This window comes from Sinorhizobium terangae (assembly GCF_009601505.1).
GTDB classification, from domain to species: domain Bacteria; phylum Pseudomonadota; class Alphaproteobacteria; order Rhizobiales; family Rhizobiaceae; genus Sinorhizobium; species Sinorhizobium terangae.
Map to the genome: position 1 here is coordinate 159,995 of NZ_WITC01000085.1, position 19,757 is coordinate 179,751.

General features: G+C 61.0%; 12 protein-coding genes and 1 tRNA gene. 4 read left to right on the forward strand and 9 right to left on the reverse strand.

Annotated elements, in window-relative coordinates; genetic code table 11:
* Nucleotides 1-17: 17 nt before the first annotated feature.
* Nucleotides 18-377, reverse strand: coding sequence for a hypothetical protein (locus tag GHK62_RS20630; protein WP_184108764.1), 360 nt, complete (start codon nt 375-377; stop codon nt 18-20).
* A gap of 256 nt (nt 378-633) precedes the next feature.
* On the opposite strand from GHK62_RS20630, the gene GHK62_RS20635 reads away from it, so the two are divergent.
* Nucleotides 634-1,575: an alpha/beta fold hydrolase gene (locus GHK62_RS20635; RefSeq protein ID WP_153440976.1), complete on the forward strand. Its 942-nt coding sequence runs from the start codon at nt 634-636 to the stop codon at nt 1,573-1,575.
* Between the two features lie 908 nt (nt 1,576-2,483).
* On the opposite strand, the gene GHK62_RS20640 is transcribed toward GHK62_RS20635, so the two are convergent.
* The 5 genes from GHK62_RS20640 to uvrA all read right to left on the reverse strand — a co-directional run bounded on the left by GHK62_RS20640 (nt 2,484) and on the right by uvrA (nt 11,937).
* Nucleotides 2,484-2,559, reverse strand: a tRNA-Ala gene (locus tag GHK62_RS20640).
* 234 nt (nt 2,560-2,793) lie between these two features.
* Complete coding sequence (locus GHK62_RS20645; protein WP_153440977.1) at nt 2,794-3,261, reverse strand: cupin domain-containing protein; 468 nt, start codon at nt 3,259-3,261, stop codon at nt 2,794-2,796.
* A 232-nt stretch (nt 3,262-3,493) separates the two neighbouring features.
* Entirely contained in the window at nt 3,494-7,291 is a 3,798-nt protein-coding gene (locus GHK62_RS20650) for a vitamin B12-dependent ribonucleotide reductase (protein WP_153440978.1), read from the reverse strand.
* Between the two features lie 731 nt (nt 7,292-8,022).
* On the reverse strand, nt 8,023-8,826 hold the full coding sequence (locus tag GHK62_RS20655; RefSeq protein ID WP_153440979.1) for a DUF72 domain-containing protein: 804 nt from the start codon (nt 8,824-8,826) through the stop codon (nt 8,023-8,025).
* A 189-nt stretch (nt 8,827-9,015) separates the two neighbouring features.
* Nucleotides 9,016-11,937, reverse strand: coding sequence for an excinuclease ABC subunit UvrA (gene uvrA, locus GHK62_RS20660; protein WP_153440980.1), 2,922 nt, complete (start codon nt 11,935-11,937; stop codon nt 9,016-9,018).
* A 283-nt stretch (nt 11,938-12,220) separates the two neighbouring features.
* Here uvrA and GHK62_RS20665 point away from each other — a divergent pair, with 283 nt between their 5' ends.
* The gene (locus tag GHK62_RS20665; RefSeq protein WP_153440981.1) at nt 12,221-12,739 is read left to right on the forward strand and encodes a single-stranded DNA-binding protein; all 519 of its coding nucleotides are present in this window, start codon (nt 12,221-12,223) and stop codon (nt 12,737-12,739) included.
* A gap of 182 nt (nt 12,740-12,921) precedes the next feature.
* On the opposite strand, the gene GHK62_RS20670 is transcribed toward GHK62_RS20665, so the two are convergent.
* A complete protein-coding gene (locus GHK62_RS20670) occupies nt 12,922-13,551 on the reverse strand; it encodes a MarC family protein (protein ID WP_153441013.1) in 630 nt (209 codons plus the stop codon).
* A 328-nt stretch (nt 13,552-13,879) separates the two neighbouring features.
* Here GHK62_RS20670 and gyrA point away from each other — a divergent pair, with 328 nt between their 5' ends.
* Entirely contained in the window at nt 13,880-16,660 is a 2,781-nt protein-coding gene (gene gyrA / locus GHK62_RS20675) for a DNA gyrase subunit A (protein ID WP_153440982.1), read from the forward strand.
* 65 nt (nt 16,661-16,725) lie between these two features.
* Here the strand turns inward: gyrA and GHK62_RS20680 are convergent, their stop codons facing one another.
* Nucleotides 16,726-17,616 carry a LysR family transcriptional regulator gene (locus GHK62_RS20680; protein WP_153440983.1) on the reverse strand — a complete coding sequence of 297 codons (891 nt, stop codon included), beginning with the start codon at nt 17,614-17,616 and terminating at the stop codon, nt 16,726-16,728.
* Between the two features lie 92 nt (nt 17,617-17,708).
* Between GHK62_RS20680 and GHK62_RS20685 the strand changes: the two genes are divergently transcribed.
* Nucleotides 17,709-18,731 carry an NAD(P)H-binding protein gene (locus GHK62_RS20685; protein WP_153440984.1) on the forward strand — a complete coding sequence of 341 codons (1,023 nt, stop codon included), beginning with the start codon at nt 17,709-17,711 and terminating at the stop codon, nt 18,729-18,731.
* Nucleotides 18,732-18,734: 3 nt separating this feature from the next.
* On the opposite strand, the gene GHK62_RS20690 is transcribed toward GHK62_RS20685, so the two are convergent.
* On the reverse strand, nt 18,735-19,724 hold the full coding sequence (locus GHK62_RS20690) for a transglycosylase SLT domain-containing protein (RefSeq protein ID WP_153440985.1): 990 nt from the start codon (nt 19,722-19,724) through the stop codon (nt 18,735-18,737).
* Nucleotides 19,725-19,757: the final 33 nt, after the last annotated feature.

The window sequence follows — 19,757 nt, forward strand, 5'->3', positions numbered from 1 at the left end:
TGCTCAAAGATCGTCCGTCACGATCCCTGGATGAACTGATCAAGGATCGTGGCGATCTCGTCATCGCCTTCCTTCTCATCGCCGGCGGTTTCCTCCTGCCGGCTTTCCTGCTTCTCGCCGCGTTCATCGTCCTGCATGTATTCGAGATAGCGGCGCAGCGCTTCGGCCTGCGTCTCTTGCGGCGGGCGGCCATCGGCGCTGATCAGCATCAGCCCTAGCGGCAGGGCGCCCTTGACCTTCGCAATCGGCGCTGGCGCGGGCTGTTCCTGCCTGCGCACCGAAAGCAGCGGGATCGCCTCGTCGGTCGGGCCATCGCCACGCACGCGGGCGGACGGCTTGACGGCTTCCGCCGCGTATGCCGCCGTCGTCGCGGAGATGGAGACAACTGGGTCAAGATATTCCGCCTCATCGGCGCCCGTGCGCCTTTTCGAACCTCAACAATCCTTCTTCTGTGCCAGATTTCGCTTGCGAGGCGGTGAAATCGGGCCAGCGGATTTTATGCAAATCTTAACGTTTGCAGCGAGTTGAACGGCGCATCGCAAAAAATTCCGCTGCGCTGTCGGCAGGTTATCCGCCAGGTCGTCCTTGAGGCATGACCCGTCGCCTTGGCGACCCCCAATCGGAGGATGAGACATGCCGAAGACAACCCTGATCACTCTGATCGTCGCGGCGATAGGCGCATTTTGCACGCCCGCGATGAGCGCTGCCGAGGAGGTGATAATGGAGCAGGCGGCAACGCCGGCGCCGACGAAGAGCGGACACGTCACCATCAACGGCATCAACTACTATTACCAGGTCTATGGCGAGGGCGAACCGGTGCTGCTTCTTCACGGTGGTCTCGGGATCATCGAAATGTTCGGACCGAATCTCGCGAAACTTGCCGAGACCCGCCAAGTGATCGGCGTCGATCTCCAGGGCCACGGCCGCACGCCCCTCGGAGATCGCCCGATCGATCTCGTGGCGATGGGCGCGGACATGAGCGCCCTCGTCAAGGAGTTAGGCTACGAACAGGTCGATGTGCTCGGCTATTCGATGGGCGGCGGCGTCGCTCTGCAGATGGCAGCGCAGGCGCCCGAGAGCGTGCGGCGGCTGGTGCTCGTTTCGACACCTTACGCCAAGGATGGCTTCTATCCGGAAATGATCGCAGCGCAGGCCCAGGTCGGCGCCGGCGCGGCTGAGATGATGAAGGAAACGCCGATGTACAAGTCTTACGCCGCGGTTGCGCCGGACGTATCGGAATTCCCGAAACTGCTCGACGCGATGGGGGATCTGATGCGGCGCGACTACGACGGATCCGCAGCCGTGGCCAAGCTCACCATGCCGGTTATGCTCATTTATGGCGACAGCGATATGTTCCGGCTGGAGCACGTGGTCGCTTTCTATCACAAGCTTGGCGGTGGCCTGAAGGATGCCGGCTGGATGCGCGAGAACATGTCGAAGAACCGGCTGGCGATCCTGCCCGATCTCACCCATTACGACATCTTCGTCTCGCCGAAGCTCTTCGAAACGGCCTTGCCATTCCTCAATGGCGAGAGCGGCGCAAAGAGCTGGGCGGAGCAGGTCGAGGGGAAATAGGCATTACAGTCGGGCGGCCCGCCGCGACGGTCCGCCTCATGCGCCCGTAAATATTTCTATACCTTCGGTTGAGCAACAGAGTACAATCACAGCCGCGATGAAGAAAAGGCCGCCAGATCCTGCGCAAACGCCAGAGCATCGGGGGACGCCACTTCAGCCAGGAAAGGACGAAGGTCTATGCGCGTGATCGTGTTGTTGGTAGCGCTTTCTGCACTATGCGCGTGCTCACAAACCTCAAGGTCGACCATGGTCGACCGGTACGAACGTGGGGAGGGGGACTACTATCCGGGCATCGTGCCGCCAACCCCATTCTAGGACGCTGCCTATATTCACGTCAGGTAATGAACAGGAGCCGCACCGGTCGGGTTCCTGCCGCGCCTGCAGGACGGTTCGCTTGCCGCAGCGGTGACACCTTGCCGGCCAATTCCCATCTCGCCGATAGCCGTGCACACACGAAAGATTGGGTTGCGATCATCGGTGGGGAATTGATCCCGCGCCATTGCCGGAATATCAATGATCGTCAATCCGTTAGCAAAAAGTACGAGGCCTATGCGCAAGATCCTATTGTTGCTCGCAGTCGCCGCTCTCGCTGCGTGCTCACAAACCGTTCACGTTGGAGGCGAAGGGGAATACTACCAGGGCATCGTTCCGCCGCGGTGATTATCGGAAATCGCACTGAGGCTACTGCATGTTTTCTTAAATCGTACCCCGATCTAAGGAAAAAACATGCAGCAATTCAAAATGCTACAGCGTCCTTGCGGGTCCGATTAGGCGCTCGGCGCTGTAGGTCGAGATGGCGCGACCTTGGCAAGGCGGGAGGCGTCCGAGGCCTGCCCCGGCACGAGGTTGTCACCCATGTCTTAGGTACGTTCTGTTACCTATGTCTTCGGTATGGACAAGACAAGGCTTGGTGGAGTCGAAGGGATTCGAACCCTCGACCTCCGCAGTGCGATTGCGGCGCTCTCCCAACTGAGCTACGACCCCATTAGCTGAAGTGTATAAGAGAAATCCGCGGGGCACGCCAGTACCTGTGCACGCGTCGACGCCGTAAATCTCGGCGTCCTGATTTGGAAGTGATGCCTTTCGGCTCAGTTCTTGTCGAGTTTCGGAAAGGCGGAGATACTCGTCCGAAGGAACATCGCGACCAGCATCGCCTGCTACGGCGCGCGAGACGAAGGCGAGCTCGATCGATCGGCTCACCAAGAGACGCTTTGATGCTTACGACTTGGGTGACGGCCAATCAGAGAGCAAGGTGATGCCGAACCTTGGCGAAGCCTCGCGCAGGCGCTCGATCTCCTCGGACGTCGGCGGTCCTGCGACTTCGCCCTGTTGAAGTTCGTGGCCGGCTTCCTCGATAAACCGTTCGAACAGGGCGGGGGTCCCGATCAAGATGTATCTGCAAGGATTGCCGCTCATGTTCATAAGCTGGTGCGGAATGCTGCGTGGTAGGAAGATGCTCTCGCCTGCTGTCAGCCGTCGAGGCTGGCCGTCGATCACCGCAGTCAATTCGCCTTCGATGATATAAACCGTCTCGTCGTCCTTGGCGTGGACATGGATCGGCGTCCTCGTGTTTCCATCGCTGTTGTTCTCGAAAAGGCAGAACTGTCCCGCTGTCTGTTCTCCGGAGAGCAGGCGTTTCATGACGACGCCTGCAAGAACGAACTCTTTGCTGTCAATAGCGCTCATTGTCGTTTCCTTTCCAGGATTCGCGCACATTAGGGGCGGGAGCTCCATTCAGCGAGTTTCGGACAAGGAAGCATTTGTTGCCGGCGCAGGCGGTGCAAGTCCTTTCCCGGGGTCGCTCGATATTCGTCACAGCGAATAATCTGCACCAAAGATGCGGTATAACGCATAAGAGCGGCCAAGTGGCCGCTCTCTTTTCTGTCTTCTTCTTCCGCGAGGCCCAGGCAATCGGGACTCAGCTGCACCCGCTCGTCGCGCCGCACGTGTCGCACTTCTCACACGTACCATTCCGGACCATCGTGAAGTTCTGGCACTCGGAGCACATGTTGCCGGTGTAGCCCTGCATGATCGAACGGGCGCGGCGTTCGGCTTCGACCTTCTTGGCGTCGGCTTTTGCCGAAGCGGCTTCGGCAGCGGCCTTGTCGGAGAAGAGGGCGGTTACGTCCTGCTCGGATTCGGCCGCGATGTCCTCGGCAAGCTCGGCGGCCCGCTCTTCATAGTCGCGCTTGAAAGCCAGGACTTCCGATGTAGCGGCAGCTATCGCCGGTTCCAGCTTGCGGGCGGCGTTGCCGGCGATCGAGGTGACCGTGGCACCACCGGACGCCCGCGCCGGTGCGGCGGTCGAGGCGCCCTTCGGCTCGGAGAGCTGGCGATCGGCCGTGCCGCCGACGATGGTCGGCTTGTAGCCGCGGGTCCAACCGGTCGATACAAGGTTGGTCTTGCCTTCCTGAATGCCGCGACCGAGTGCGGTATTGCCGAAGTCGGAGGTATCAACATGGGCAAGGTCGTGGCGGCCGAGATAGGAAACGGCGAGTTCGCGGAAGACGTAGTCGAGGATCGACGTCGCATTCTTGATCGCATCGTTGCCCTGGACCATGCCGGCGGGCTCGAACTTGGTGAAGGTGAAGGCCTCCACATATTCTTCGAGTGGCACGCCATATTGCAGGCCGAGCGAGATGGCGATGGCGAAGTTGTTCATCATCGCCCGGAAGGCGGCACCTTCCTTGTGCATGTCGATGAAGATCTCGCCCAAGCGGCCATCGCCGAATTCGCCGGTGCGGAGGTAGACCTTGTGGCCGCCGACGATCGCCTTCTGGGTGTAGCCCTGGCGACGGTTCGGCAGTTTTTCACGGGCGCGGACGACCTTTTCGATCACGCGCTCGACGATCTTCTCGGTGACGGCGACTGCCTGGGCGGCGGCCGGCGCCTGCATGAGCTCTTCGATCGCTTCCTCTTCCTCGTCATCCTCGATCAGCGAGGCGTTCAGCGGCTGCGACAGCTTCGAACCGTCCCGATAGAGCGCGTTCGCCTTCAGCGCCAGCTTCCAGGAGAGCATATAGGCGTTCTTGCAATCCTCGACGGTGGCCTCGTTCGGCATATTGATCGTCTTCGAGATCGCGCCGGAGATGAACGGCTGGGCGGCCGCCATCATGCGGATGTGGCTCTCGACCGAAAGATAGCGCTTACCGATCTTGCCGCAGGGATTGGCGCAATCGAACACCGGCAGGTGCTCGGCCTTCAGGAACGGTGCGCCTTCGAGGGTCATCGCGCCGCAGACATGGATGTTGGCGGCTTCGATGTCCTTCTTCGAAAAGCCCAGGTGCTCGAGCAGGTTGAAGTCCATCGAGGCAAGCTGCTCGTCGGTGACCTTCAGCGTGCCCTTGAGGAAATCGGCGCCGAGCGTCCACTGGTTGAACACAAACTTGATGTCGAAGGCGGCCTTCAGCGCAGCGTTGACGGCCTCGATTTTCTCATCGGTGAAGCCCTTGGTCTTGAGCGTCGTCGGGTTGATCGCCGGCGCCTGGTTGAGGTTGCCATGGCCGACGGCGTAAGCCTCGATCTCGGCGATCTGGCTTTCCGAGTAGCCGAGGGTGCGCAGCGCTTCCGGAACGGCGCGGTTGATGATCTTGAAGTAGCCGCCGCCGGCGAGCTTCTTGAACTTGACCAGCGCGAAGTCAGGCTCGATGCCGGTGGTGTCGCAATCCATGACGAGGCCGATCGTGCCGGTCGGCGCGATAACCGTTGCCTGAGCATTGCGGTAGCCGTGCTTCTCGCCAAGCTCGACGGCCTTGTCCCAGGCGCTCTTGGCGTGGGCGATCAGGTCCTGGTCCGGGCAATCGGCATGGACGAGTGCCACCGGGTTCACCGACAGGCTCTCATAGCCCGTGGTTTCGCCGTGAGCCGCGCGACGATGGTTGCGCATGACGCGCAGCATGTTGTCGCGGTTCGGGGCAAAGCTCGGGAAGGGACCGAGCTTTGCCGAGATTTCGGCCGAAGTAGCATAGGCGATGCCGGTCATGATCGCGGTCAGCGCACCGGCGATGGCACGGCCTTCGGCTGAGTCATAGGGGATGCCGGACGACATCAGCAGGCCGCCAATGTTGGCGTAGCCGAGGCCGAGCGTGCGGTATTCATAGGAGAGCTCGGCGATCTCGCGTGACGGGAACTGCGCCATCATCACCGAGATTTCAAGAACGATCGTCCAGAGGCGGACGGCATGTTCGTAATCGCCGATGTTGATCCGCTTGGTGGCGGCATCCTTGAACTGCATCAGGTTCAGCGAGGCGAGGTTGCAGGCCGTGTCGTCAAGGAACATGTACTCCGAGCACGGGTTCGACGCGCGGATCGGGCCGGCAGCCGGGCAGGTGTGCCAGTCGTTCATCGTCGTGTTGAAGTGCAGACCCGGATCGGCCGACGCCCAGGCGGCGTAGGAGATCGATTCCCAAAGGTCGCGGGCCTTCAGCGTCTTCAGCACGCGGCCATCCTTGCGGGCGGTCAGGCTCCACTCGCCATCGGCCTCAACGGCACGCAGGAAATCGTCCTTGATCGAGACGGAGTTGTTCGAGTTTTGGCCGGAGACCGTGAGATAAGCTTCCGAATCCCAGTCCGTGTCGTAGGTCTTGAACTCGATGTCCTTGTAGCCCTGGCGCGCGAACTGGATGACGCGCTTGACGTAGTTTTCCGGAACCAGCGCCTGCTTGGCGGCGCGGATCTCGCGCTTCAGCGCCGGGTTCTGCTTCGGGTCGAAGCAGGCGTCGTCGGTGCCGTCGCAATTGACGCAGGCCTTCATGATCGCCTTCAGGTGCTTCGCGACGATCTTGGAGCCGGTGACGAGGGCGGCGACCTTCTGCTCTTCCTTGACCTTCCAGTTGATGTATTCCTCGATATCCGGATGGTCGATGTCGACGACGACCATCTTGGCGGCGCGGCGGGTCGTGCCGCCCGACTTGATGGCGCCGGCAGCGCGGTCGCCGATCTTCAGGAAGCTCATGAGGCCGGAGGACTTGCCGCCGCCCGAAAGCTTTTCGCCTTCGCCGCGCAGATGCGAGAAGTTGGAGCCGGTGCCGGAGCCGTATTTGAAGAGGCGCGCCTCACGCACCCAGAGGTCCATGATGCCGCCCTCGTTGACGAGGTCATCGGCAACGGACTGGATGAAGCAGGCATGCGGCTGCGGGTGTTCGTACGCGGATTTCGATTTCGTCAGCTTGCCGGTGAAGGGATCGACATAGAAGTGACCTTGGCCGGGGCCGTCGATGCCGTAGGCCCAGTGCAGGCCGGTGTTGAACCATTGCGGCGAGTTCGGCGCGACGCGCTGGGTAGCGAGCATATAGGCGAGTTCATCACGGAAAGCGGCCGCATCTTCTTCCGTATCGAAATAGCCGCCCTTCCAGCCCCAATAGGTCCAGGTGCCCGCCAGGCGATCGAAAACCTGGCGTGCATCCGTTTCGGAGCCATACTGTTCATCCTTCGGCAATGCTTTCAGCGCATCCGTATCGGGGACCGAGCGCCACAGGAAGGAGGGGACGTCGTTTTCCTCGACACGCTTCAGCTTGGCCGGCACGCCCGCCTTGCGGAAATACTTCTGCGCGAGGATGTCCGCGGCAACCTGGGAGAACTGCGCGGGGACATCGATGTTCTCGAGGCGGAAGACGATCGACCCATCCGGGTTCTTGATCTCACTCGTCGCCTTGCGGAAATCGATCTCGGCGTAGGCGGATTGCCCAGCCTTTGTGAAACGGCGTTCGATCTTCATTGTCCCGTGTCCTTTGTTGCCATGCGCCTAGGCGCAAATATCCCCGCCCGGCCGCGAGGTACCGCAGCCAGCTCCAGCTTCCGTCATTTGAAGGAAACCCATATGCCCTGGGTCATCCTGTATCTTGTGGTGATGCTGGCTGCAAACACTAAATATAGTATTAACAAGTCATTTATGCCAGCCTGAATGTTGTCCCGGCGGCCCGAAAATCGCGCAAAACTACCTTGGCGCGGCCACACGGATCATCCGTGCCGATCGCATGCCAGGACCGACGATTTAGGGGGATGAACCGGCCTCTTAACTTCCCGGTCCGCCGCCGTCGCAACGTGAAATCCATTAACCGTGAATCGGCGCGGGGCGTCAAGGGGTGGTTTGTGACGGAAGTTTGAGCGCTATATGTTGTGTGGACCGACTGTGGAAAACGGGGACATTGGTCAATCCGTTGAAAATCAGGGACTTCAGAACGTTGCCTGCGACAATGCGGCAACGGCAGGCGCAAGATCAAATTTTTCAAGGGTAAAAAAGCAGATGAAGGCCATGCCCTAGCGCTACCCGCGATTGCAAAGACCGTCTGGATGTGACGCGCGCCTGGTGATTCGGCTATGCAGCGACTTGGACGGGGCCGCTCCGCGCTCATTGAGAGGTCGCCACCACATCCAGCGTCATCGTGGCGGGCCTCGGCCGCCACGAACCAAGCTATGTTCGGCGTTCAGCGTGGCGGCGGAGCAGGGCTAGCTCACCCGCTTCTGCAATTCCCTTGCGCCATTCGGCGCGTTGACCTTGCCCGACGTAATGAAGAAGGCAAAAACGTCGCGGGGCGTCTTATCGGCCTTACGATCCGGCGCACTCTTTTCGAGCCCCTCCGGCTCGCCGCCCGCCGCAAAGGTTTTCAGCCGCTCGGCCCAGAGATCCAGACCCTCGGACGGATAACAGGTCTTTGTGTCATCGCGGCCTCTCTGCAGCCTCGCATAGACGAAATCCGCGGTGACGTCGGCGAGCATCGGATAGTCGGCATGTTCGGCGAGCACGACGGCCACGTTGTATTTGTTCAAAAGCTCGATGAAGTCGGGCGCCTGGAAGGACGGGTTGCGAACCTCGACCACATGGCGAAGTTTTAGCCCGTCCTGTTTTTCGGGAAGGAGCTTGAGAAATCCTTCGAAATCGTCCGGCTCGAATTTCTTGGTTGGCGCGAACTGCCAGAGAATAGGGCCGAGGTGGTCGCCCAGTTCGGTCAGCCCCTGGGTCAGGAATCTCTCCATCGATTCACCGGCTTCCGCGAGTACCTTGCGATTCGTCACAAAGCGGCTGGCCTTCAGCGAAAAGACAAAACCGTCCGGGACTTCCGCCGCCCATCGCGCAAAGGTTTCCGGCTTCTGCGAGCTGTAATATGTGCCGTTGATCTCGATCGTGCGCAGTTCCTTGCCGGCGAATTCAAGCTGCCGCTTCTTCGGGAGGTCGGAAGGATAGAAGGTGCCTTCCCAAGGCTCGAAGGTCCAACCGCCGATGCCGACGCGGATTTTACCGGATTGTGTCATCGTCTCCTCCTCAAGGCCCGTCCGGGCGATTCATTTTGCCTGCCGCCAAGCGACTCGGCGACATCGCGCAGTCAGCGTCGCCGCTCCCGGTCAGCATGGCCACCTGTTTCCGGGCAAGCATCGGTCCCAACGGAGCACCGCCTACCGCGTTCCCGGTATCGTCGGAGATGCAAAGCGGCCGCGAGCCGGTCACTCCGCCGCCTCGACCTTCTTCACCGGCCGGCGCTCCAACAGCTCTTTCAGGAATTGTCCGGTGTAGGAGCGGGGCTCCTTCACAACGTCTTCAGGCGTACCCTTGGCAATCACTTCACCGCCACCGTCGCCGCCTTCGGGGCCGAAGTCGATGATCCAGTCGGCAGTTTTGATGACTTCCAGATTGTGCTCGATGACCACGACCGAATTTCCCTGGTTAACGAGCTCATGCAGAACTTCAAGAAGCTTCGCTACGTCGTGGAAATGCAACCCTGTTGTCGGCTCATCGAGGATGTAAAGCGTGCGGCCGGTCGAACGCTTGGACAGTTCCTTGGCCAGCTTCACGCGCTGCGCCTCGCCGCCCGAAAGCGTGTTTGCCTGCTGGCCGACCTTGATATAGCCGAGGCCCACTTGGTTCAGCGTCACGAGCTTGTCGCGCACGGACGGAACGGCCGAAAAGAATTCGACGCCTTCCTCGACCGTCATGTCGAGAACGTCGGCGATCGACTTGCCCTTGAAATGCACGTCCAGCGTTTCGCGATTGTAGCGCTTGCCGTGGCAGACGTCGCAGGTAACATAGACGTCCGGGAGGAAGTGCATCTCGATCTTGATGACGCCGTCGCCCTGGCAGGCTTCGCAGCGGCCGCCCTTGACGTTGAAGGAGAAGCGCCCAGGCTGGTAGCCACGCGCCTTCGCCTCGGGAAGTCCTGCGAACCAGTCGCGAATCGGTGTGAAGGCACCGGTATAGGTCGCCGGGTTCGACCGGGGCGTGCGGCCGATCGGCGACTGGTCGATATCGATCACCTTGTCGATATGCTCGAAGCCGTCGATCCGGTCGTGTTCTGCCGGGTTCTCGCGTGCGCCCATGATGCGGCGGGCGGCCGCCTTGTAGAGCGTTTCGATGAGGAAGGTCGACTTGCCGCCGCCCGAAACGCCTGTCACCGCGGTGAAGACACCGAGCGGGATCGAGGCGGTAACATCCTTCAGGTTGTTAGCCCGCGCGCCTACTACCGTGATTTCCTTCTTCTTTTTCGGCTTTCGCCGCTCGCTCGGAACGGCAACGGCGAGTTCGCCGGAAAGGTATTTTCCGGTAAGCGATTTCGGATTGGCCATGATGTCGGACGGGGCGCCTTCCGCGACAATCTCGCCGCCGTGGATGCCGGCCGCCGGACCGATATCGACGACGTAGTCGGCCGTCAGGATCGCGTCCTCGTCATGCTCCACGACAATGACCGTATTGCCGATGTCACGCAGATGCCGGAGCGTGTCGAGCAGGCGGGCATTGTCTCGCTGATGCAGACCGATCGAGGGCTCGTCGAGCACATAGAGCACGCCTGTCAGTCCGGAACCGATCTGGGAGGCAAGCCGGATGCGCTGACTCTCGCCACCGGAGAGCGTCCCGGAATTGCGTGAGAGACTGAGATATTCAAGCCCGACATCGTTCAGGAAGCGCAGCCGCTCGCGGATCTCCTTGAGGATGCGCACGGCAATCTCGTTCTGCTTGGCGTTGAGGTGCTCCGGCAAGGCATCGAACCAGTCGCGGGCGACGCGGATCGACATGTCCGTGACCTCGCCGATGTGCAGCTTGTTGATCTTGACGGCAAGCGCCTCCGGCTTCAGCCGATAACCGGCACAGGCCGGGCAGGGGGCTGCCGACATGAAGCGCTCGATCTCCTCGCGCGCCCATGCGCTGTCGGTCTCCTTCCAACGGCGTTCGAGATTGGGCACGATGCCTTCGAAGGTCTTGGTGGTGTTGTAGGAACGCGCACCATCCACATAGTGGAAGACGATCTTCTCCTCCGTACCATGCAGGATGGCTCGCTGCGCCTCGTCGGACAGTTCGCTCCAGCGGTTGCCGAGCTTGAAATCGAAGGCCTTGCCCAGCGCCTCCAGCGTTTGATTGTAGTAGGGCGAGGACGATTTTGCCCAAGGCGCAATCGCGCCGTCGCGCAAGGTCCGGTTCGGCTCCGGGACAATCAACGCTTCGTCGATCTTCTGCTGGCTGCCGAGCCCATCGCAGGTCGGGCAGGCGCCGAAGGGGTTGTTGAAGGAAAAGAGCCGCGGCTCGATCTCCGGAATGGTGAAGCCGGAGACGGGGCATGCGAATTTTTCCGAAAACAGCACCCGCTCGTGCGTCTCGTTCAGGGACTTGTTGGCGGAGCCGCCAGCCGCGGTTTCCTCCGGCAGCAGGGGCTTGTCAGCGAATTCGGCGATCGCCAGGCCATCGGCGAGCGTCAGGCAGGTTTCAAGGCTGTCGGCAAGACGTGTAGAGAGGTCGGGCCTCACCACAACGCGGTCGACGACCACATCGATGTCGTGCTTGTACTTCTTGTCGAGCGCCGGCACGTCGGCGATTTCATAGAACTGGCCATCCACCTTGACGCGCTGGAAGCCCTTCTTCATCAGCTCGGCGAGTTCCTTCTTGTACTCGCCTTTACGGCCGCGCACGAGCGGCGCGAGGATATAGAGCCGCGTGCCTTCGCCGAACTCCAGCACGCGATCGACCATCTGACTGACAGTCTGGCTCTCGATCGGCAGGCCGGTGGCGGGCGAATAGGGCACGCCGACGCGTGCGAAAAGCAGGCGCATATAGTCATAGATCTCAGTGACGGTGCCGACCGTCGAGCGCGGGTTGCGCGAGGTCGTCTTCTGCTCGATCGAAATCGCCGGCGATAGGCCATCGATCTGGTCGACATCCGGCTTCTGCATCATTTCCAGGAACTGGCGCGCATAGGCCGAAAGACTCTCGACATAACGACGCTGGCCTTCGGCGTAGATCGTATCGAAGGCGAGCGAGGATTTGCCGGATCCGGAAAGCCCTGTCATCACGATGAGCTTGTTGCGCGGCAGATCAAGGTCGATGCCCTTGAGATTGTGCTCACGCGCACCGCGAATGGAGATGGTCTTGAGTTCGCTCATCGGAAGCCAGCTTTTACATGTCGTTGAAAGCCTCCTATGTAATGACGACTACGCCCATGTCGAGGCGCAATCGGCAAGGAGGCGGCGCAATTGCGATTCGGTTGACAGGATAATAGGGAAATATTAGAACAAAAAAAGAACAGATGGCAGAGGTAATCTCACAAATCGCTGTGGATTATCCGCGATGCGGGGCGTATCAACGGCGGCGGGCCGCTAAGATACGCGTTCTTGAAATTTTGGAGAGCCGGGCCGGCGGTTCGGCGGAAAGCACGGGAAAAGCGATATGGCTGGTAGCGTCAACAAGGTGATCTTGATCGGAAATGTCGGGGCCGACCCGGAAATCCGGCGCACGCAGGATGGCCGCCCGATCGCCAACCTGCGCATCGCCACCTCGGAAACCTGGCGCGACCGCAATAGCGGCGAGCGTCGCGAGAAGACGGAATGGCACACGGTCGTCGTCTTCAACGAAGGCCTCTGCAAGGTGGTCGAGCAATATGTGAAGAAGGGCGCGAAGCTCTATATCGAAGGCCAGTTGCAGACGCGCAAGTGGCAGGACCAGAACGGCAACGACCGCTATTCGACCGAGGTGGTGCTGCAAGGCTTCAACTCGACGCTGACGATGCTGGACGGGCGCGGCGAGGGCGGCGGCTCCGGTGTCAGCCGTGGCGGCGGCAACGACTATGGTGGCGGCTACGAGGACTACGACCAACCGCGCCAGTCGTCGGGCGGACGCTCCGGCGGCCAGGGCGGTCAGAGCGGCGGCAACTTCTCGCGCGATCTCGACGACGACATTCCGTTCTGATGCTTGGTCGCTTTCACGAGCGGCTCATGCTTTGCTGAAACGGGAAAGCCAGTCCCCGGGGACTGGCTTTTTGCGTTTTTGACGGTCATCGTGGTTGTAGCCGGCAGTGGCGGTGCAATTGACGACCTCGGCGCGCCACCTCGCGGCTCTGCCAGCCTTCGATTCATCCACGCGAAGACGTGTTAAGCCAAGAAAGCCGACTTCACGCCGTCGACGACGAACTGCACTGCCAACGCCGCCAGGATGACGCCAAGGAGACGCGTGAGGATCGCTCGTCCTGTCACCCCGAGAAAGCGGTCGATGCGGTCGGCGATCACAAGCGCCAGAAACAACAGCACCATCGACGCGGCGATGACAACGAGAAGCTGGATGCGGTCGATGACGGAGGGAAACGAACTGCCAAGCAGGATCGTGGCCGAAATTGCTCCCGGGCCGGCGATCAAAGGTAGGGCGAGGGGGAAGACTGCGATGTTGTGTATATGGTCCTTGGTCACTGCAGCTTCGCCGGTCTTTTCCTTCCGTTCCTGACGTCTCTCGAAGATCATTTCGAACGAGATCCAAAAGAGGAGCAGACCGCCCGCAATGCGGAAGGCGCCGATCGAGATGCCGAGCAGGCCGAGAATTCCGTCACCGAAGAGGGCGAAGGCGGCAAGAATAAAGAAGGCTATCATCGAGCCGCGGGTGGCGACTTGAAACCGCTCCTGGCGGCTCAAACCCACGGTAAGACTTAAGAAAATCGGCGCAAGACCGGGCGGATCGAGCGTAACGAGCAGAGTCGTCAGCGCATTGATCAAAAGATCGACATTGAACATCCGTATCCCCTTCCGGATTGCTACCCCAGGTTTTCCTGGTGGTGGATGCATTGTTAGGCAAGCGCGGCGATCTTGGAAAGGGGCGGCTAGCCAAAGGTCGATCAATGGCTTAAACCGTTTTGGGCGCACGGACTGTGGCCTCGATGCCAGGGACATAAGCGCGCGTAGGCGGCTTGCGCAGATATCACAGAGATTTCCGCGCAAATGCCCTAGAAAAGCCTGTTCTGGCGGCAAAAGACTGTTCACAACCAACTGCAAAAATTGGCGCTTAGAGCCGCATTCGGCTATAAAAAAGCCGACTGATTCTGAACAAAGATCGTGATCAACATTGACTGAACAAAGCAATCCCGGCGGCGGAAAAACTCCGCCAGGCATCGAGCCGATTTCCATCATCGAGGAAATGCAGCGGTCCTATCTCGATTACGCCATGAGCGTGATCGTTTCCCGTGCGCTTCCCGACGTGCGCGACGGTCTGAAACCCGTTCACCGGCGCATCCTCTACGGGATGAGCGAGCTCGGCATCGACTGGAACAAGAAATACGTCAAGTGCGCCCGCGTCACCGGCGACGTGATGGGTAAATATCACCCGCACGGCAACATGGCGATCTACGACGCATTGGCGCGCATGGCGCAGGACTGGTCACTCAGATTGCCGCTGATCGACGGGCAGGGCAATTTCGGATCCGTCGACGGCGATCCGCCAGCGGCCGAGCGTTATACCGAGTGCCGGCTGCAGAAGGCGGCCCATTCCCTGCTCGACGATCTCGACAAGGAAACGGTCGATTTCCGCGACAACTACGACGGCACGCTGCATGAACCCGTCGTCGTCCCGGCAAAGTTTCCGAACCTCCTGGTCAACGGCGCAGGCGGCATTGCCGTCGGCATGGCGACAAACATCCCGCCGCACAACCTCGGCGAAGTCATCAACGGCTGCATCGCGCTGATCGACGATCCAGCGATCGAACTGCCGGACCTGATGCAGATCATTCCCGGGCCGGATTTTCCGACCGGTGCGCTGATCCTCGGGCGCTCGGGCATTCGCCAGGCTTACGAGACCGGCCGCGGCTCCGTCATCATGCGCGGACGCGCCCATGTCGAACCGATGCGCGGCGATCGCGAGCAGATCATCATCACCGAGATCCCCTACCAGGTGAACAAGGCGACAATGATCGAAAAGATGGCCGAGCTGGTGCGCGAGAAGCGCATCGAAGGCATCTCGGACCTGCGCGACGAATCCGACCGCCAGGGCTATCGCGTCGTCATCGAACTGAAGCGCGACGCCAATGCCGAGGTCATACTCAACCAGCTCTACCGCTATACGCCGCTGCAGACCTCGTTCGGCTGCAACATGGTGGCGCTCAACGGCGGCAAGCCGGAGCAGATGACACTGCTCGATATGCTCCGCGCTTTCGTGTCCTTCCGCGAAGAAGTCGTTAGCCGGAGAACAAAATACCTGCTGCGCAAGGCGCGCGAGCGCGCGCATGTGTTGGTCGGCCTCGCGATCTCGGTTGCCAACATCGACGAAGTCATCAAGCTAATCCGCCACGCGCCGGATCCGCAGACGGCACGCGAGCAGTTGATGGAGCGCCGTTGGCCGGCGCATGACGTCGATGCGCTGATTCGTCTGATCGACGATCCGCGTCACCGCATCAACGTAGACGGAACCTACAACCTCTCGGAAGAGCAGGCCCGCGCCATCCTCGACCTGCGCCTGCAGCGCCTGACCGCGCTTGGCCGAGATGAAATCGGCGACGAACTCAACAAGATCGGCGAGGAAATCAAGGACTACCTCGATATCCTCTCCTCGCGCTTGCGCATCATGGCGATCGTCAAGCAGGAACTGGAAGCCGTCCGTGACGAGTTCGGAACGCCGCGCCGCACCGAGATCGCCGAAGGCGGTCCGGATATGGACGACGAAGACCTCATCGCCCAGGAAGACATGGTCGTGACCGTGTCCCATCTCGGCTATATCAAGCGCGTGCCGCTGACGACCTATCGCGCACAGCGTCGCGGCGGCAAGGGACGCTCCGGCATGGCGACGCGGGACGAGGATTTCGTTACCCGGCTATTCGTTGCAAACACTCATACGCCGGTGCTGTTCTTCTCGTCGCGCGGCATCGTCTACAAGGAGAAGGTCTGGCGGCTGCCGATCGGCACGCCGCAATCGCGCGGCAAGGCGCTGATCAACATGCTGCCGCTCGAACCCGGCGAACGCATCACCACGATCATGCCGCTGCCTGAGGACGAAACGACCTGGGAAAACCTGGACGTCATGTTCTCGACCACGCGCGGCACGGTCCGCCGCAACAAGCTCTCGGACTTCATCCAGGTCAATCGCAATGGCAAGATCGCGATGAAGCTCGATGAGGAGGGCGACGAAATCCTGTCGGTCGACACTTGCACCGAGCTCGACGACGTGCTGCTGACGACGGCGCTCGGCCAATGCATCCGCTTCCCTGTCTCCGACGTGCGCGTCTTCGCCGGCCGCAATTCGATCGGCGTACGCGGGATTTCGCTCGGCGACAACGACCGGATCATCTCGATGGCGATCGTCGGCCATGTCGATGCCGAGCCCTGGGAGCGTGCGGCCTATCTGAAACGTGCCGCGGCCGAGCGGCGTACGACGAACGGCGAGGAAGAGGAAATCGCATTGGTCGGCGAAGAGGTCACCGACGGCGGCGAACTCTCCAACGAACGCTACGAGGAACTGAAAGCACGCGAGCAGTTCGTGCTGACGGTCTCCGTGAAAGGCTTCGGCAAGCGTTCGTCCTCCTACGATTTCCGCACATCCGGCCGTGGCGGGAAAGGCATTCGCGCCACCGACACGTCGAAGACGTCGGAAATCGGCGAACTGGTCGGCGCATTCCCGGTCGAGCTCAATGATCAGATCATGCTCGTCTCCGACGGCGGTCAGCTCATACGCGTGCCCGTCAACGGCATTCGTCTCGCCAGCCGCGCGACCAAGGGCGTTACGATCTTCTCGACGGCCAAGGATGAAAAGGTCGTCTCGGTCGAGCGGATCAGCGAGCCGGATGGCGAAGACGAAGTTGTGGAAGCGGCGCTTGGCGAAGTTATCGCGCCGGAGCCACCTGAAGCTTCTGAAGACTGATTTGCCTACGAGACTTGAAAGCCCGCCCTTGCCGGCGGGCTTTTCGTTGACCTCCATCCGTTGCGTTATTGCCGGATATAGGCTTTCAGTCCCTTGGCCAGCGCGTCAAAGGTGACACGGCAGCGCGGGCTTGCACGCAGGTTTTCGTGCATCACGAGCCAGGTTTCGAGCTTCATCTCGAAGGCGTCGGCAAGCACATGGACAAGCTCAGGATCGCGGATTGCAAGGGCGTTCTGGCAAATGCCTATGCCGAAGCCGGCGCGTATCGCCGCAAGCTGCGCGACATTGCTGTCGGTCTTCAATGCAAAGCGCGCTGACGGTAAGCTCGGCGTCCTTGCCATGATGGCGCGGATTGCGGCGGTTTGCCGATCGAAACCGATCAGACTGTGGCGGGAGAGATCATCGATTGTTTCAGGCACGCCGCGCCTGTCGAGATAGGCCCGATGCGCGTGAAAGCCGAGCGGCACCGCGCCGATATGGAGAGCGACCAACGCATCCTGTTCCGGCCTGACCATACGCACGGCGATATCGGCCTCCTGGCGCAAAAGATCCTCGACGGCATCCGATGCGGAAAGCTCGATGGAGAGGTCCGGATATTCCCGGCTGAGTTCGGCAAGGATCGGCGGCAAGACCTCGACGCCGATCACCTCGCTGGCGCTGATGCGCACGGTTCCGCCAATCGCGCCATGCTGGCCGGAGGCGGCACGAAGCAGGGCGGAGGAGGTGGCCGCCATGGTCTCGGCATAGGGCTGCAGTTCCATGGCTGCATCGGTTGGCAGCAGCCCCTGCGGCGAGCGCGTGAACAGCGTGAAACCGAGGATTTCTTCCAACGCGTCGATGTGACGGCCGACGGTCGGCTGCGTCAGCCCAAGCTCGCGCGCCGCCGCCGACAGCGACCCTTCGCTCAGCACCATCAGAAAGGTGCGGTAAAAATCCCAGCTCGGCTCAGTGTTCATAAATTTAAGTATAGCTGTCATAACTATTTAGACAATTCCGTTTGGCGCCGAAGCCGGCGATCTTCGATCCATCCAAGACGATGGAGAGAAAAATGACGGAAACGCAGAACAAGACAGGAACTGTCCTCGTGCTGGGCGCAACCGGCGGAATAGGTGGCGCGGTCGCCCGCGGTCTTCACCTTCGCCGGTGGACGGTCCGGGCGTTGAACCGGGACGCAGCGAAGGCGTCCAGAAAGGCACCGGCCGTCGAATGGATCCAGGGCGACGCAATGAACGCCACAGACGTGAGAGCTGCGGCCGAGGGCGCGTCCGTTATCATCCACGCGGTCAACCCGCCCGGCTATCGCGACTGGGGCAAACTCGTATTGCCGATGCTCGATAACACGATCGCCGCTGCCAAGGCCGTCGGTGCCCGCATCGTCTTGCCCGGCACGATCTACAATTTCGGGCCAGACGCCTTTCCCGTACTCGACGAAGATGCACCACAGAACCCACGGACGGAAAAGGGCTCCATCCGCAAGGAAATGGAAGCAAGGCTGAAGGCTGCGTCCGAAGCCGGTGTTCGTGTGATCATTCTGCGGGCAGGGGACTTCTTTGGTCCTGGCGCCGCCAACAACTGGTTTTCCCAGGGACTGGTGAAGCCAGGGAAACCGCTTACGGCGATCAGCTATCCGGGGAAGAAGGGAATTGCCCACCAATGGGCCTATTTGCCGGACGTCGCGGAGACGATGATCCGATTGATCGAGCGGGCGGAAAGCCTTCCGCCATTTGCGGCCCACCATATGCGCGGCTTCTTCGATGACGACGGCACCAAGATGATTGCGGCGATCCGGCGCGCTGTCGGGAATCCTGATCTCAAGGTCAAAAGCTTCCCCTGGTGGTTCGTGTCCCTTGCGTCACCCTTCGTGCCGCTCTTCAAGGAGCTCAAGGAAATGCGCTATCTTTGGCGTGAGCCGCTCGAGATGCGCAACGACCGGCTGATCGCCACGCTCGGCGACGAGCCACAGACGGCGACAGACGACGCGGTTACAGCAACTCTCGCCTCGCTCGGTTGCCTGCCGAGGGACCTCGGAAGGCAGCCGTCGAACGTTGCTCCGGTGCGCCGCGAAGCCTGAGAGTCAGTTCTTGAAAACGACGCAGGCGCCGCCGCTCTTGCGAATGGCGGCGCAAAGCTCGTTTGCCTCGGCGCGCGTCTGCCGGCCGATGCGGGCCGCGTACCGTCTTCTCGCTCCAAAGGCGCCGTTTCGCTCCCGCACGAGGACTGCCTTTTCGGTGTTGATTGGCGCCGGCAGTCTCTTCACTGCGTGCAAGAACAGCCGCTGCGCACCGGATTTCTGATAATGCGCCGAGAGCTGGACGCCCCAGGGCGCCCAGACGGCCTCGTCGGCTATGACGAGCTCGCGCAGCCGCCGGGTATTGGCCAGCGCGACGCAGCCATCCAGGAAGCTCTTATCCTTGTCGAGCTCAAGATTGAGCAACTTTGGTGGATTGTCGCGCCAGTCTTCGACAGGATAAGCTGTGATCGCCAAAACGTAGTCGCGCGTCTCGTAGGGCAGCCGGTCATTTTCGAGGAAGCGCTCAAGGCCCGCCTCGCCAGCATTGTAGGCCGCCGCGGCAAAGCCAAGATTGCCATAACGCGACTTCAGCTCACTTAGATACTCCGCCGATTTCCCGAGTGCCGCCACAGCATCGAAGCTGTCCGACAAGCCGCGCAGCTTTGCCGTTGCCGGCATGAACTGGGCAATTCCCTCCGCACCCTTCGGACTGATGGCGTCCGGCTGAAAAAGGCTTTCGCGCCAGATCAACCGCGCGAAGAAGGGGGCGGGCAGGTCGTTTGCCTCGGCGTAGTGCTCAATGATGCCGCAGACATCTCGGGCAAAATTATCGGGGCTGATGCAGAGACGAAGAGACGGGTTTGCTGCGGAAATGCCCGAATAGAGACACTTTCGCGGAGGAACCGGCGGCGCATCGGTGCGGGCCTCCGCATCTCCGGAGACGGCAGCGCAGAACCCCGCGGCGACCGACAACGCGGCGCCGGCAGCGCGCGCCAGACGTCCCATTCGGTTGCCCCAGATGCGGCATCTGCGCGCTCGGCTCTGTTCGACCATGCGGCTCCTCGGTGACGAACGAGTGAGCATACA